Source organism: Rufibacter sediminis, from assembly GCF_014269285.1.
Classification (GTDB): Bacteria; Bacteroidota; Bacteroidia; order Cytophagales; family Hymenobacteraceae; genus Nibribacter; species Nibribacter sediminis.
Genome location: NZ_JACOAF010000030.1, coordinates 64,209 through 79,703 on the forward strand (window position 1 = coordinate 64,209; position 15,495 = coordinate 79,703).

Annotated in this window: 16 protein-coding genes; 11 read left to right on the forward strand and 5 right to left on the reverse strand. The window is 50.9% G+C overall.

Features of this window, described 5'->3' with window-relative positions; all coding sequences use genetic code 11:
* The first annotated feature begins 290 nt into the window (after window positions 1-290).
* The 5 genes from H7U12_RS12250 (at window position 291) to nth (ending at window position 3,995) form a co-directional block, all read left to right on the forward strand.
* Window positions 291-920 carry a DUF6799 domain-containing protein gene (locus tag H7U12_RS12250; protein WP_186638243.1) on the forward strand — a complete coding sequence of 210 codons (630 nt, stop codon included), beginning with the start codon at window positions 291-293 and terminating at the stop codon, window positions 918-920.
* Window positions 921-940: 20 nt separating this feature from the next.
* Entirely contained in the window at window positions 941-1,828 is an 888-nt protein-coding gene (locus H7U12_RS12255; RefSeq protein WP_317170770.1) for a YitT family protein, read from the forward strand.
* Window positions 1,829-2,274: 446 nt separating this feature from the next.
* Window positions 2,275-2,874, forward strand: coding sequence for an RNA polymerase sigma factor (locus tag H7U12_RS12260; protein WP_186638247.1), 600 nt, complete (start codon window positions 2,275-2,277; stop codon window positions 2,872-2,874).
* Window positions 2,849-3,079, forward strand: a complete 231-nt coding sequence (locus H7U12_RS12265) for a hypothetical protein (protein WP_186638250.1) — start codon at window positions 2,849-2,851, stop codon at window positions 3,077-3,079. Before H7U12_RS12260 ends, H7U12_RS12265 begins: the two co-directional genes overlap by 26 nt.
* Window positions 3,080-3,317: 238 nt before the next feature.
* A complete protein-coding gene (gene nth, locus H7U12_RS12270) occupies window positions 3,318-3,995 on the forward strand; it encodes an endonuclease III (RefSeq protein ID WP_186638252.1) in 678 nt (225 codons plus the stop codon).
* Between the two features lie 281 nt (window positions 3,996-4,276).
* On the opposite strand, the gene H7U12_RS12275 is transcribed toward nth, so the two are convergent.
* Complete coding sequence (locus H7U12_RS12275; RefSeq protein WP_186638254.1) at window positions 4,277-5,479, reverse strand: glycosyltransferase family 4 protein; 1,203 nt, start codon at window positions 5,477-5,479, stop codon at window positions 4,277-4,279.
* A gap of 66 nt (window positions 5,480-5,545) precedes the next feature.
* On the reverse strand, window positions 5,546-6,541 hold the full coding sequence (gldB, locus tag H7U12_RS12280; protein WP_241749335.1) for a gliding motility lipoprotein GldB: 996 nt from the start codon (window positions 6,539-6,541) through the stop codon (window positions 5,546-5,548).
* Window positions 6,542-6,603: 62 nt separating this feature from the next.
* Here gldB and H7U12_RS12285 point away from each other — a divergent pair, with 62 nt between their 5' ends.
* Window positions 6,604-7,299 carry a porin family protein gene (locus tag H7U12_RS12285; protein ID WP_186638257.1) on the forward strand — a complete coding sequence of 232 codons (696 nt, stop codon included), beginning with the start codon at window positions 6,604-6,606 and terminating at the stop codon, window positions 7,297-7,299.
* Between the two features lie 411 nt (window positions 7,300-7,710).
* Here H7U12_RS12285 and H7U12_RS12290 read toward each other — a convergent pair whose 3' ends face one another.
* From H7U12_RS12290 to H7U12_RS12300, 3 genes are all read right to left on the reverse strand, one after another.
* The gene (locus H7U12_RS12290) at window positions 7,711-9,315 is read right to left on the reverse strand and encodes an Rne/Rng family ribonuclease (RefSeq protein ID WP_186638259.1); all 1,605 of its coding nucleotides are present in this window, start codon (window positions 9,313-9,315) and stop codon (window positions 7,711-7,713) included.
* A gap of 219 nt (window positions 9,316-9,534) precedes the next feature.
* Window positions 9,535-10,419: a tetratricopeptide repeat protein gene (locus H7U12_RS12295; protein WP_241749337.1), complete on the reverse strand. Its 885-nt coding sequence runs from the start codon at window positions 10,417-10,419 to the stop codon at window positions 9,535-9,537.
* Window positions 10,420-10,479: 60 nt separating this feature from the next.
* Complete coding sequence (locus H7U12_RS12300; protein WP_149090371.1) at window positions 10,480-10,785, reverse strand: HU family DNA-binding protein; 306 nt, start codon at window positions 10,783-10,785, stop codon at window positions 10,480-10,482.
* A 194-nt stretch (window positions 10,786-10,979) separates the two neighbouring features.
* On the opposite strand from H7U12_RS12300, the gene mutY reads away from it, so the two are divergent.
* The 5 genes from mutY (at window position 10,980) to H7U12_RS12325 (ending at window position 15,402) form a co-directional block, all read left to right on the forward strand.
* Complete coding sequence (gene mutY, locus H7U12_RS12305) at window positions 10,980-12,053, forward strand: A/G-specific adenine glycosylase (RefSeq protein WP_186638261.1); 1,074 nt, start codon at window positions 10,980-10,982, stop codon at window positions 12,051-12,053.
* 45 nt (window positions 12,054-12,098) lie between these two features.
* Complete coding sequence (locus H7U12_RS12310; RefSeq protein ID WP_186638264.1) at window positions 12,099-12,590, forward strand: single-stranded DNA-binding protein; 492 nt, start codon at window positions 12,099-12,101, stop codon at window positions 12,588-12,590.
* Between the two features lie 26 nt (window positions 12,591-12,616).
* Window positions 12,617-13,978 (forward strand): transporter associated domain-containing protein, encoded by a 1,362-nt coding sequence (locus tag H7U12_RS12315; protein WP_186638272.1) that lies wholly within the window; start codon window positions 12,617-12,619, stop codon window positions 13,976-13,978.
* Window positions 13,965-14,564: a gliding motility lipoprotein GldD gene (gene gldD, locus H7U12_RS12320; protein ID WP_186638275.1), complete on the forward strand. Its 600-nt coding sequence runs from the start codon at window positions 13,965-13,967 to the stop codon at window positions 14,562-14,564. Before H7U12_RS12315 ends, gldD begins: the two co-directional genes overlap by 14 nt.
* 436 nt (window positions 14,565-15,000) lie before the next feature.
* Window positions 15,001-15,402, forward strand: a complete 402-nt coding sequence (locus H7U12_RS12325) for a hypothetical protein (protein WP_186638278.1) — start codon at window positions 15,001-15,003, stop codon at window positions 15,400-15,402.
* Window positions 15,403-15,495 lie beyond the last annotated feature (93 nt).

The following is a 15,495-nucleotide window of genomic DNA, read 5'->3' on the forward strand; positions in this document are numbered from 1 at the left end:
CCAGCACACTTACCTAATCCAATAACACTGGTTTTCGCCTAAGCCTTCTGATAAAGCCCCAAGCCATTCCAGACCTGATTGTCAATTTCAGCTATCTACTAATTTTCACATTCCTTACACAAACTTATACGCCCAATCACAAACAAAGGATATAGCATTAATTTAACTTTTCAAAGAACCTGTCTGCATCTTACTGCTTGGCTTGACGAAGGAAAAGTTTTCTGTAGGCTTCTCCTCCATCATCAGGCGGGCAATTCCCGTATACAGAGGCAGATTCAATTGTATTTTGTATGAAAAGAGCCACGCTATACCTGTTAGTTGCCTTTACCTTTTTAGCCACTGCTTCTACTTCCTGGGCACAGCAAACGTCAGACTCCCTGATCACGCAAGCCAACATCAAGGACAACACCATCTTCTGGCAACAGAACAAACTGGTGCAGCACCGGGGTGGCAAGCTATATGAAGTGCAGGAACCGGTGCAGTACAGCAACGGCACCATCGTCTCGCCCAGCGGGCAGGTACGCCTCCCCGACGGAAAAACCTATACCTTGAAACAGAAGAACGCGGTGAATCCGCAGGGAAAAGTGGTGCTGGTCGCCGATGATATCTTCACCCACACCACCATTGTAGAGCACGAGAAGAAAGTGGTGGGCGACACGGAGGTGCGTATTGTGACCGTAGACGGCCAGATTGTGTCGGCGGGCAACCAGAAGCAGAAATTCACTTACGTTCTGCCAGAGGAAAAGCGAATGAAGTTACTGGAGCAGATTGTGCAACTGCAGGAACAGCGGGCGGCCTTGCTGGAGGCGAACCTCACGGCCTCAGAACGCAAAAGCATAGAAGCCTACTACAACGGCCTGAACAAGCAACTCACGGCTGTCAACCAGCAACTGCAGACCTTGGCTACCCCGGTTAAATAAGCAATAAAGATTTCGCCTCCTTGAACCTGCCGCCTCGTAACATCCCTGTCACGTTAAAAGTCAAACGCCCGTGGGGCAGGTTGCGCGATGCCGCTTTCATTGCCTGCGGCATCTGCTCGGCCGGCCTGGGGCTGAAAGGCTTTTTGATTCCCAATCATTTTATTGATGGCGGAGTCACGGGCCTTTCCATGCTGCTGTCTAAGGGAACGGGAATTCCGTTGCCGTTGCTCATCTTATTTATTAATGCTCCTTTTCTGATTGCCGGCTATAAACTGGTGGCCCGCTCGTTCGCGCTCAAGAGCCTGCTGGCGGTCATGGGCCTGGCGGTGCTGCTGCTCACCATTGATTTCCCCACCATCACCGATGACAAACTACTGACGGCGGTCTTTGGCGGCTTCTTTCTGGGGGCCGGCATTGGGCTCTCCATCCGGGGTGGCTGCGTGCTGGACGGTACCGAGATCCTGGCCCTGCTTTTAAGCAAACGCACCAGCCTCACCATCGGGGACGTGATTCTGGTCATCAACCTGTTCCTGTTCCTGGGTGCGGCCTTTCTATTGGGGGCCGGACCGGCCATGTACTCGGTGCTCACCTACCTTACCGCCTCCAAGACCATTGACTTTATCATCAACGGGATTGAAGAATACACCGGCGTTACCATTGTCTCCATCCACAGCGACACCATGCGGCAGGCCATCTTAACTCAGTTGGGCAGGGCCGTGACTATTTACAAAGGCCAGCGGGGCTTCTCCGGCGAGGAAGTGGATATTCTTTACTGTGTGGTCACCCGGCTGGAGGTACAGCGGCTGAAAACCCTCATCACGGAACTAGACGCGGGCGCCTTCATTATCACGCACAGCATCAATGATACGTCTGGGGGCATGATCAAAAAGCGCCCGCTCTCCCATTAAGCTTATTCTCTTCTATTCCAAAATTTATTTCAGCCTCGCTGAAGAATTTACCAGCCCAGAAAGTTCAAGGTTTCTTCACGGGCTTTCTATTCGTTTACAGCTACTTACAAAAGCGCCCTTTCAACGCTTGGTTAATTTTTGTTCTTTTCTGGCGCAGAAAACAAGTAAATTGCTTTCATTTGTGCCACAGAAGGCAGTATCTTCATCATTGGATCAGATGTACTGGTGTGATTTTTGAGGCAATCTGGTTTTCTGCGTTCGGCTGTTTTCAGGCAGGCTTCTGAGAACTGGTTTTCACCTGAAAAAAAATATTTTTTCAGAGGTTTTCAGCCGTTGCATTTGGGTGCCTTATTTTCTATATTTGATAATCTGATAAAAAACCTCTCTTAAAAACCTAACCTCACAATATGGCATAAACCTCTACGTTACTTTAATTGTAGATTTAGATGAATACAGTACAGCTAAATGATTCGGCGTTAGTGACGTCGTATATCGCTGGTAACGAGAGTGCGTTTGAGGAATTGGTGACCCGCCACAAGAGCAAGGTTTACACCACTATTCTACTGATAGTAAAAGATACCTACACAGCCGAAGACCTGTTACAGGAGACGTTTGTGAAGGCGATCCATACCATGAAGAGCGGTCGTTACAACGAAGAAGGCAAATTTTCATCCTGGATCTGCCGTATCGCCCATAACTTGGCTATTGATTACTTCCGTCGGGAGAAACGGAGCCCAATGATTACGTTGGAAGACGGCAGTAATGTGTTTAACACGTTGAGCTTCTCTGAGGAATCAGTGGAATCCGTCCGGATCAAAGAGGAAACCCATGCCCGTCTGCGGGAACTGATTCAACAGTTGCCGGCAGCGCAGAAAGAGGTGCTCATCATGCGCCATTACGCAGACATGAGTTTCCAGGAGATCGCAGAGGCTACCGGTGTCAGCATCAACACGGCTTTGGGCAGAATGAGATACGCATTAATCAATTTGCGGAAAAAAATGTCCAATGATAAAACAGCCTATGACCAAAACCTTTACTCATCATGATCTAGTACAGTACCTCTACAACGAACTGCCTCAAAAGCGTCGGCTTGCCCTGGAAGAAGCCTTAATGGTAGACCAGGAACTGGCCGAATGCTGTGCTGATCTGCTCCTCACCCAGCTAAGCTTGGAGGATGCTCTCACCCAACCAAGCGAACGCGTTACCGACGCCATCATTAGTTACTCTAAAACTGTGAGCTTGCATCCGTAATTTGAAGCGATGAAAAGAAGGCGCTGGTTACCTCTGAGGTGGCCAGCGCCTTCTCATTTCTGGTAACCTAACCACATCCGGCAGCAGTTTCATTGTCAATCCTGATTTATCAGGAAACCTTCGGCAGCGCATTCTTTCTGATGGGCTTCAGGAGGACACCGGAAGAAATTATGGCTCTCTTCAGGAAATCTACTTAAGCACATTTTGCCTAAGTTTGTATTCTTAATCCTTGAACCTGATGCGCAAACCAGAGCGGTACCGCCACTTAATCTCTTATTTCACGCAGAACTTCCCGGAGGCTGAGACGGAGCTGGATTACCGCAATCCGTATGAGTTGCTGGTGGCCGTTGTACTAAGCGCCCAGTGCACCGATAAGCGGGTCAATCTGGTGACGCCGCCGCTATTTGAAGCCTTTCCAACACCGGAGGTGCTGGCCACCGCTACCGCCGAGGAGATTTTCCCTTACATCAAAAGCATCTCGTACCCCAACAACAAGGCCAAGCACCTGGCGGGCCTGGGCAAAATGCTGGCCGAGCGGTTCGGTGGCGAGGTTCCTTCTTCCATAGAAGAGCTGCAGTTGCTGCCCGGTGTAGGCCGTAAAACCGCCAACGTGATTGCCTCGGTGATTTTCAACATGCCCGCCATGGCCGTAGACACGCACGTGTTCAGGGTTTCCAAACGGCTGGGATTGGTGAGTTCCAAGGCCAAAACCCCGCTGGAGGTGGAGAAAGAACTGCTGAAACACATTCCGGTGGATCTGGTGCCCAAAGCGCACCACTGGCTTATACTGCACGGCCGCTACATCTGCCTGGCCCGCACGCCGCAATGCGAACGCTGTCCGCTTACCCACTTCTGCGCCTACTACCAGAAGAACTGGCCCAACAAACCCGAGGACCCGGAGAACAAACTGGGATAGGTAAACCGTTGCGGGGCTATTTTGGTGAAAAGAGGCCCAAAGCGTAGTACAGTGCTATTGCTCCTGCCTAGCAAGCAAAGCCCATCATTGTGCCTGATAAAAGAAAAGACGAGACAAGGACCAGAGACGTTCAATTCATCAGCCAGGAAAGCTCCCGCTTGTTTTGCCCGAACGCCCACAAAATCAATGGAAGGAAACAGAAAGGTTTCTGAGGCCAAATTCCTGAAATAGGCCGAAAACGTAGAGCACGTTCAACACAGCTATTCCGGGTTGCGGCAGATTCAACGCTGTTTTTGCACCACCTTTTCAAAAATTTCCTCTAAAACGGGCACCATCTGCCGACGGTCAAATTGAGAACGTGCCACCTGCCTTGCGTTCTCCCGCATTACGCCCATTTGCTGCTCCTGCCCCAGCTGTTGCTCCAAGGAGCGGGCCAACGCATCAGCGTCTCCGGCCGGCACGTACCAGCCGCAGCCCTGCGTTTCCACCAGCTTTTTGGTCCACCCAGGATTGGTGACGATGACCGGAGTACCCACTGCCAGGCTATCGAAGAGCTTTCCGGGGGAGTTGGCTTCTAGCACCGGCAAGTCAATAAACGACACCACTGATACATCTGCGATGGAGAACAGCTGGAAGATCTCGTGGCGGGGCAACGGCGGCAGCAACTTGATGTTTGTTTGCTGTTTTGCGGCCGTTTCCAGCAAAGGAGCGTCAAAACCCTGCCCCGTGAACACAAAGCAGATCTCTGACCAATGCTGCAGCAACCCCGAGGCCCGCACCAGCATGGGAATATCGTTGGCCCGACCGTAGGTTCCGGCATACAAGACCACCTTTTTCCCCTGCAACCCAAACTTCGCCCGCAGGGCCTGTTGCTCAGCCAATGCGATCGGCTGCGCCGGGATTTCCGTGCCGTTCACGAGCGTGGTTACCTTCTGGGGGGAGATGCCTTGGTCAAGGATGTAGCGTTCCATATCCTCGGACAACGGAAGGATGTGGGCGGCTTGCCGGTACAAAGAGGCTTCCATGCGGTACAACTGACGCTGCGCCAGGGTAGACGGCACCGCGCCCATCTGGATGGGGAAAGAAGGCCAGAGATCCTGCACCTCAAACACCCAGGGCACCTTCCTGAACCTGGACACCTGCGCCGCGGCCCAGGCCGTGGTCAAGGGTGTGGAAACTCCCCAGATGACATCGGGTTTGGGCATGCGCAGCCCTTTCACCAAGGCGTGCGAAGCGAAGGAGCCGAAGGACTTTACCCGTTGCACCACGCCCATCTTGTTGGAATACGGCACGTCAATGGACACCAGTTCCACCCCGGGCGGCACCCAATCATACAACTGCGTGAGGCGCTTGCTCTCCCAGGCGTTGGAGGTGATGAGCGTGATTTGGTGCCGCTTTACCAGCTCAGCCATAAACGTGTAATGCCGGCACGTGGCGGGGCAGTCGGGGTTATGGTGGTACTGGTGAAACAGCGCAATGTGCATGGCAACGGAGAGAGGGAGGTCACGTTTTAGGGCTGCTTCCGGGAAAACAGCCCCAAAACAGAAAGCTTATTTTTTCTGCGGCTTGTATCTGGACAGGTTCAGGATCTTGCGGGCGTCTTTCTCCTCCATGAGTTGTTGCAGCGTCACCTGGGGGTTGTTCTCCATGTACTTGCGCACAATCTGCCAGCCTACCCACGTAGCCACCCGACCCGGGCAACGCTCACTGATCTCGGGGACGTTAGGCCGCTCTCCAATGTATTTCCGGATGGTGAACTGGCTGGTTTCATACAGCAGGCCCTTCTCAATGAGATGCGCCCAGATTTTGCCTTCGTTGTAGGTGACATCGGCTAGCTCCTGGCCCGTGTACCAGATGATCAGCGAATCTGGCGTACAAGGCAGCACCTTCTCCGTGAAATAGTACGACTTCCCGAAATCGATCATCTCGTCCAGCATCTCTTTGTTCACGAAATCAGTCTTGTTGAATTTGTTGGAGACCAACAGCATAACCGACGGAGCCAGGTTCTCCTTTTCGTAGCGCTTGAGGATATACTCGGGGGCCTGCGGCCGAAAGGAGGCTTTCTTCCCAATGAAGAAGTCCAGGCCCAATACCACCAGGCTGTCGCTGACCAGCAGATCTCGGCTGAGGCCCGAGACAAACGTCTGCACCTTGGGAATCTGGAACGAAGGATAAAAGTACTTGACGTGCTTAAAACCGTTCTCCAGGTCCTGGGTTACGTCTTGCAGGTCGCCGAAGGTGGCGTCGCTTTGCTTCTTCAGTTGATGGATGCTGGTATCAGTGGCCAGCCGGAGCAGGTTCTGCGCCATGAGTTCTTCTGAGGGATAGCGGTCACGCAGCAGAAACTTGTCGCGCAGCAGCGGTTCCTGCCGGAGGAAGGTCTGCATTTCGGGCACGGTTTTTATTTCAAAAAAGCGGCTCTCCAGGCGGTCCACCTTTATTTCTACCGGAATACGGGATACTTCCTCGGGGATAGTACACGTTTCATCCTTGGAACAGCTCATGAACAACAATCCGGTAAACAGCAGCAATAAATAGCTTCGCATCCTTTTCTTCTCTTTATCTTTAAGCAAATTTAACGTACTAATTCTTAATACCCTCTTACCCTATGAAGATGATTCGCTTTACTCCCCTGGTTTTGGCTTTTGCCGCTCTGTTCTGCTTCTCGCAGGAAGCCTCTGCCCAGGTAGAAATTGGGGTGAAAGTATCGCCCTCCGTTACTTCTACCCGCACCATTGCCAAAGACCAATACAACTTCAAGAACGATGGTGCCGGTGTTGGATTTGGGCTAGGCGTGATTGCTGACTATTTCTTCGGCACGAACTACGCCTTCAGCTCTGGCTTGCTCTATAACGTAAAGGGTGGTGAAGTCGCTTATAACTACACCCAAAATGTGGATGGGGTGACTACCAACAAGTCGGGCTCTGACGACATCAACCTGCAGTACCTGGAGATTCCGCTTACCCTGAAGCTCTTCACCAACGAGGTAGCCCCTGAGACCCGCTTGTATTTCCAGGCCGGAGGCTCCTTGAACACCATGCTGGCCGCCAAAGTGAACGACAAGAAAGTGGAGGACTCCTCCGGTGACAAGTACACCAAACGCTTCAACACCTTTGAGATTGGGGCCGTTCTGGGCGCCGGCGCCGAGTGGCAACTGGGCCAGAGCACCAAAGTGTTCGGTGGCCTCTCTTACCACCGCGGCCTCACCGATGTGGATGACAACTACTACTCCGGCACGTTCGGTGACAAGAAGGTGGAGCTCAAGAACAACTCCTTCGCCCTTGACTTCGGGATTAAATTCTAATCCTGTTTTTGCCCCGTTTCTGGGAAAACAGCCCTGAAACGAACCTTTTAAGTTGTTGGTGCTCTCAAATGCTTACGCCGTTACAGGGTAACGGCGCTACAGAAGGAATGTAGGCTCGTTACCCTGTAACGAGGTACACGTGCAGAGGAAAACTTTGGTGCTCTCACCACAACTTCTACTCCATCAGTTTAAGGGCAGTTTTGGGAAAGGAACCTAAAAAGGATTGTTGGTGATAACACCAACAAGGACACGAAGGTAGAATAACTCCCCCGCCTTTGATTTCGGAATTAAATTCTAATCCTGTTTCAGCCTTTTTTCTCTAAAACAGCCTGTAAACGGAAACTTACCGCACGAAAAAGCCCTCGTTTCACAACGAGGGCTTTTCTTTTATATCGCAGGCAATAGGAACGGTTACTCTGTTTCTACCGCGCGGTCTTGTAACCCATTTACTTCAGTGTAAGCTGATTTCAGCTCAATCTCGTCGCCGTGTTCGTCCATCACCTTGAAATCTGTGAGGGCCAAGGCCGTATCTTTCATCACGTTCACCCGCTTGAAGTGCTTCAGGAACCATCTCCGTTGCTTGGAGAGAATGCCTTTGGTGTAATACGCGTGCAAGAACGGATGCACGTACAGCGTAATGTTTTTCTGATTCTGGCGAGTCAACAGATCTTCAATGGTCTGATCTATCTCATCGGTTACCAGAATGCTGGCGGATATTTTGCCGCTGCCTCCGCAGGTAGGGCATACCTCGCCGGTTACAATATTCTGCTCAGGCCGTACGCGCTGGCGGGTGATCTGCATGAGGCCGAACTTGGAGATGGGAAGCACCGTGTATTTAGACCGGTCTTTCTTCATTTCCTCCTTCACTACATCCTGCACTCTCTGCCGGTTCTCGGCTGACTTCATGTCAATGAAGTCTACTACAATGATTCCGCCCAGGTCCCGGAGGCGCAGCTGACGCGCTACCTCTTTCGCCGCAGTAAGATTCACATTCAGAGCGGTGGCTTCCTGGTCCGTCTCGGAGTTGGATTTGTTTCCGCTGTTCACATCTACCACGTGCAGGGCCTCAGTATGTTCAATTACCAGGTACCCCCCGCCGGGGATGCTCACTGTCTTCCCGAAGAGGGATTTCAGCTGCTTTTCAATGTTAAAGTGTTCAAAGGTTTTCACCTTGCCCGAGTAATGCTTCAGAATCTTCAGCTTATCCGGGGCTATGGATTCAATGTACGTCCTGATCTCATCGTGCAACTTAGCGTCGTCTACCACAATGTTGTCAAAACTTTCATTCAATATGTCTCTCAACATGGAGGAGGAGCGTCCTAGCTCCCCAATGACCTTGTCGCGTTCCTTGGCGGTGCGCAACTTGGCAATGCCTTCTTCCCAGGTAGCCAACATGGTGCGGAGGTCTTTGTCTAACTCCGCCACTTCGCGGCCCTCGGCCACGGTACGGATGATCACCCCAAAGTTTTCCGGTTTAATGGAAGTGATGAGGCGCTTTAGACGCGTACGCTCCTCTTTGCTCACGATCTTCTTGGACACGCTTACCGTGTTAGAGAAGGGCACAAGCACCAGGTAGCGGCCCGCCAGGGAAATCTCACAAGAGAGCCGGGGCCCCTTGGTAGAAATTGGCTCTTTTACAATCTGGACCAAGACCTGCTGTCCTTTTTTGAGGACATCGGCCATTTTGCCCAGTTTGTCTATTTCGGGCTCAAACTTCACAGGGCCAAGCTTGGCCGTAGTGTTTTTCTGGGTCTGCACAGATTTCACGTATTTGTTGAGCGTTTTGATGTGCTCTCCTAAATCATGATAGTGCAGGAACGCGTCTTTAGTGTAGCCAATGTCAATGAACGCGGCGTTCAGACCAGGCATCACCTTTTTCACGGTTCCCAGGAAAATGTCTCCTACGGAGTAGTTGGTATCATTCCGGTCGAAGTGATACTCTACTAATCGCTTGTCCTGAAGAAGGGCTATTCGTTCTCCATCTTGAGTAGAATTAATAATTAATTCGTTACTCAATGTATTAGATGCTTAGGTGGAAGAATATACCAAAGCCCATCATTACCTTAACAGGTAATGTGGGCTCTCAGAATCAAAGGCCGGGCCTTATTTTTTCTTATGTCTATTCTTACGAAGACGCTTCTTTCTTTTGTGCGTAGAGATCTTATGTCTTTTTCTTTTCTTACCGCAAGGCATAGTGTTGATTTTTTATGTGTGAAAAAATTCTTTAACTCCGTTTTATTGAGCGCCGTTGAGGCGCTGCAGGTAACTGTCTACTGAGGCCTGCACCTCAGGATCTTTGCTAATCTGCTTGACCTTTAGGAAAGACTTCTGAGCCTCTGCCTTTTTACCTGTCTCCGCTAACGCAACGCCCATGTAAAAAGTGCCCTCCACGTGGTTAGGATTCACCACCAGCAGCTCCTGAAAACGCTCTACCGCCTTGTCATACTGATTAGACTGGATAGAAAGAACACCCAGGTTGAACAGGGCTTTCTCGTTTTTAGGATCTGCCGAGATCACTTCCCGCAGCAGGGTGATGCCCCGCATGGGTGTGCTGCTGGAGATGTAGGTCATGGCCAGGTTGGTCTTGGCATCCAGGTTAGTTGGGTTGTTTTTCAGCACCTGCTCATACAGCCCTTGCGCCTTGCTGCCCAGCTCCTGCGAGCGTTCCTGCGTGGCGGCAAAAGTGAATGCCTGAAAGTACTGATCGGCCGCTTTCTGGAAGCTTTTCTCCCCGGGTCTTGCCTGTGCTACCTGCTCGTAGAAATATCCGGCGCTGTCATGTTTGGCAACGGCCGCATATTTCTGCGCCAGTTCATCAGCCAGTTTGCCTTTCGCTTGTGCGTTACTCTCGCGGCTGAACTTGTTGCGCAGATCGGCAATTTCCTTCAGCTGGGCGGGGGTAGCCACCACGTGCGCGTCTGTGGGAGTGGCTGCTTCCTGTGCGTGGTCTTCATGGCCCTCATGATTGGGGTCATGCGTAGACTGCGCGGCGTTGGCATTGGCTCCGTTAGCGGCAAACTCGCCTTTCTTATCTTTATTGATAATCACTTTCGGTAACAACGCCATCAAAACGGCCAGCACCACGGCAGAAAGAATAAGGGCTATCCGACCTTTTGACATAGTTTCGTTATCCGGAAATTGTTATGAAGCAAATAGTTAAGGCTGCAAAGGTACAAAAAACTAAGAAACTACCGGTTCTTTGATTTTTTTGCTGTTTTTGATCTTCGCAACAAACGTTTTAGACGGCTTGAAAGAAGGGATGAAATGCTCGTCAATGATGATGGACGTGTTCTTGGAGATATTACGGGCTACTTTCTTCGCACGCTTCTTGTTTACAAAGCTTCCAAAGCCACGCACGTAAATGTTATTACCATCGGCCATGGAATCTTTTACCACTTTGAAGAATGCTTCAACGGTGGCCGCAACATCAGATTTTTCAATCCCTGTCTTATCCGCAATTTCTGATATAACTTCTGCTTTAGTCACTTGTTTAAACTTTTAAAGGTAATTGAGTAAAGATGAATATGTTTGTACAAACGTTGTACCGTACAGCGTACAGCACCCCTGAAATCGGGGCACAAAGGTAGTCGGCCTTTTCGGAAAGTAAAACAATTTATGCAAAAAATCTGTTCTCTGTAGCCTTGCATAAGAACAGCAAACCAATACGTTAAAGCCTTTTCATGGCCAGCACCCCTTCTTTTTTTAGTAATACTCTTATTGATTGGTATCACCGGCACCGCCGTCCGCTGCCCTGGCGTGAAACCACAGACCCGTACGCCATCTGGCTTTCAGAGATCATTCTGCAGCAAACGCGCGTTAAGCAGGGGCTGCCTTATTACCTGAAATTCATAGAGCGTTTCCCTACGGTGCACGACTTGGCAAACGCTCCCGAAGACGAAGTATTGCGTCTCTGGCAAGGCCTGGGTTATTACTCAAGGGCTAGAAACCTGCACTTTACGGCCAAGCAAGTGGTGGCCGAGTTTGGCGGCGAGTTCCCGGGCAGTTACGCCGGCCTGCTGCAGCTACGGGGCGTGGGCTCTTACACCGCGGCGGCCATTGCCTCCTTTGCGTACCGCGAGCCGGTGGCCGTACTGGACGGGAACGTGTACCGCGTACTGGCCCGGGTATTTGGCCGCCATGAGAACATTGCCGCCCCGGCCAGCAAGAAAATCTTTGAGGAGATTGCCAACGCCCAAATTCCTTTTGACAACCCAGACACCTACAACCAGGCCATCATGGAGTTTGGGGCCATCCAGTGCACGCCCGTAGCGCCCGACTGCCTGTTCTGTCCCTTGCAACAGGAATGCTTCGCCTTTCAGCATGGCCTGGTGAACGTGCTCCCCGTGAAAGAGAAAGCCAAAAGCAGCCGGCAGCGGTTCTTCCATTATTTGGTGCTGCAGCATGAAAACAAGCTATATTTAAGAAAACGCCCCGCAAACGACATCTGGCAAAGTCTCTATGACTTCTTCTCGCTGGAAACTGAAACCCTGCACCCCGATCCGGAGCTGTTTCAGGGCCAGATTTCTGAAACGTTGCAAATTCCAGCTATCCCCTTCCGCACTACTGGCAAAGTCTACAAGCACATTCTGAGCCACCAGAAAATCTCGGCCCAGTTTTATCTGGTTTCGCTTGATTTTCGTTTAAGGGAGGAAACAGAAGATACGCTTGGCTTACAGCTCTACTCTCTGGACGAAATAGAAGCGCTTCCTAAGCCTATTTTGATACACTCATTTTTAGATGAGCATTTCTTTTAGTATTTTTATAAGCTAAATCAAGTTCCACCCACCATCTTTCAATCTATGGCAAGCATTAATAAAGTTATCTTAATCGGGAACCTTGGCAAAGACCCGGAAGTGCGGCATTTAGAAGGCGGCGTGGCGGTGGCCCGTTTCCCGCTGGCTACTTCTGAAACGTTCAAAGACAAGAACGGCGACCGCCAGGAGCGCACCGAGTGGCATAACATTGTGGTATGGCGCGGCCTGGCCGAGGTGGCGGAGAAATACGTCAAGAAAGGCCAGTCGGTCTACATTGAAGGAAGAATCAGAACCAACAGCTACCAGGACAAAGATGGCGTGCAGCGCTACAGCACCGAGATTGTAGCCGATAACATGACCATGCTGGGTGGCCGTCCCGACGGCGGTTCCTCTGCCCAGGGAAGCGGCAGCGGCAGCTATAACAACGAACCCTCCTCTGCTGGCGTAAGTACTTCCAGTGGCAGCATGGGCGCTAATAAAGGCGGAAACTCTAAGTCGGTGGCCTACGAGGAAGAGCCAGACGATCTGCCTTTCTAACTTATTGTTGGATTAAACTCTAGCTTTTGGAAAGTATACCTCCATTAGGGGAGCCCTCCAGTTGGGGCTCACTGTTAGCTTTCACCCTTTCGTCTCTATATGGGACGGATTGGGTTCTCCCCTCTGCCCTCCTGGTGCTGCTACTTGGCGGCAAACTGGCCCTCATCGCCGCTTTGGCGGCATTTCAACAGTTTCTCAGCAATACCACTTCCTTAACGCCTGTTCAAAAGGCGGCGGCGTTACCAACGGTCTTCTATGAAGAGCCGGAGCGGGTGGCTTGGGCCGGCACGTTTGTCGCGTCTATGCTTTTCCTGCTAGTGGGCGGCTGTGGCTATTGGGTAGGGACCAGCCTCTTTTCTTTTCCTACTGTTGCCCCCTGGCTCTACTCCGCCGGTTCCTTGCTAGTCATTGCCACCCTGCTGGTCATGCTGCGGCTGTACTTCGCGCAATGGGGCAGAACCCGGCAGGCAGCAACCTCGCACCCGCTGCTGCTCCCGGTATTGAAAGCGGCGCACTGGGTAGGCAGTCCCTTTGTCTTCTTCATGTTACCGCTGCAACAGCTGGCAGGGCGCACCCGGGTGGCATTTGGCACGCCCTCACCGTCTGAGGAGCTCTCCCATTCCCTGGATCACTCGCCTACTGAGCCCGCCTCTCCGCAGGAGAAAGGCCTGCTCAAAGCCATCGTCAACTTCAGCTCCATTACGGTGCGGCAAATCATGCGGGCCCGCGCCGATGTCATTGCGATTCACCGCCGCGTGCCTTTCCAGTCCCTTCTCAAGCAGGTAAAGCAGTGTGGTTACTCGCGTATTCCGGTGTACTCCCAGGGCACCGATAAGCTGGACGGCATCCTGTATGTAAAGGATTTGCTTTCTTACCTGAATGCTCCCGGAGACTTTGTCTGGCAAAACCTGATCAGAACCCCTTACTTTGTACCGGAGACAAAGAAAATAGACGAGTTGCTACGCGAGTTTCAGGAGCGCCGCGTGCACATGGCCATTGTGGTGAACGAATACGGCGAAACCACCGGTCTGATCACTTTAGAAGATGTAATTGAGGAGATTGTGGGCGAGATCCATGACGAGCTGGACGAAGAAGAAGACCATTACTACACGCAATTGGACGAGCGCACGTTCCTGTTTGAGGGGAGCACCTCCCTGCATGACTTCTGCAAAGTGGTAGACCCTCCGGCCGAACTATTGAAAGACATCAAAGGAGACGTGGAGTCTGTGGCAGGGTTAATGCTGCGGCTTTTCTCCCGCATTCCGCATACAGGCGAGGAAACCCAGCTGGGGCCTTACCTCTTCCGGATAGAAGCCGCCGACAGTAAAAAGATAAAGAAAGTACGGGTACACGAAGCGGTGCCCCACCCTCATAATGAAAAAGAATAATTTCTTCAAAATAACCGCCCTGCTGGGTGGATTTCTGTTTTTGGTTGGCTGCGCGGAAGACTACACCCCCAAACCCAAAGGCTTTAACCGCATCGATTTGCCGGAGGCGAAGTACATCACCCTGCAGGAGCAGCACCCGTACACCTTTGAGCATTCTATCTATGCCAAAATATTACGGGACTCCTCCCGCATAGCCGAGCCGCACTGGATAGACATTTACTACCCGCGTTTTAAGGCCAATATCCAGATCACGTACAAAAACTTCAACCAGGACCCTAAGATGTTCAACGGCCTGGTGGAAGATGCCCGCAAGCTCACTTCCCGTCACCAGATCAAGGCCTACGCCATTGAGGAAAGCCAGATCAAGACGCCCACCGGCATTACCGCCAGCGTGTTTGAACTGGAGGGCGAGGTTCCCAGCCAGTTCCAGTTTTATCTAACGGATAGCTCCAAACACTTCTTCCGGGGTGCCCTATACTTCAGAACCGCCACCTCCAATGACTCGCTCGCACCCGTGATTGAATACCTGAAAAAAGACGCCGTGCACCTGCTCAATACCCTGCACTGGACTGCCCAGGTCAAGTAAACTGCGTTTTAGCGGCCGTTTCGCGAAAGCAGCCGCTAAACGCCGATACGGTTTTAATTGGCTGTATAGCTCTTACGCAAAACCTCAACTCATTACCAGGTGCCTATCCGCTTTACCGCAGGAGTAAAGTGCCTCGCGCCTGCCGCTTAAAAGCAAGAAAGGAACACCAATCATGGTGTTCCTTTCTTGCTTTTAGAATAGCTGTTATTCCAAAAATAACTCAATCCGTTTTTAGCCTATATTCCAGAAAAGAAGCCAAAAATGGAAACAGTCGCGTTGCTCTCCTTTTGTTGACTGTTCTTTCATTTGCCCAGGCTATATAGTATATTCGGCAACGCACCTACTGTTACTGATAACATGCCATGTTAACCATTCCATCCATTGAGCCAATAACCGGAATGGTTTCGTTTATATAATAGTTGGCGGTAATGTAAATATGAATAAAGAGACATTAATACAAGGAAGTTTTGCACTTACTGAATTCAACTTCTTTACTGAAAGCGGAATGTGGCTTCTTGTATTTGAGAATGACTTGAGAGTTCAAATTGAAAGCTTCTGGAGATTTTTAGAAAATAGAAGTATAAAATGGACATCGAAGGACAATGGGCAAATTTACGGGCATAGAACCCCGATAGATTTAAAAGCCGAAATCAGAAAGTCACTCCTCAACAGTAGCCTGAACTCAATGGAAAGAAATCTAAATACAGGCGACTTATACCTTGAATTTGAATATAATCTAACCTTTGAAATATTAACCGACTCAAGCGGATATGAACCTTGGGAAATATTCATTGGAGAAAAAAGAATCCTTGGACTTGGGCAAGGAGCAAAAGCATAAGAAAAGAAACACTCCCGCCAACAACAGCTAAACGCCAGCATCAGCCGACGGCCTCCGCCGCCGTTTAGCCTAACCGTTGGTAGTAAAACATAA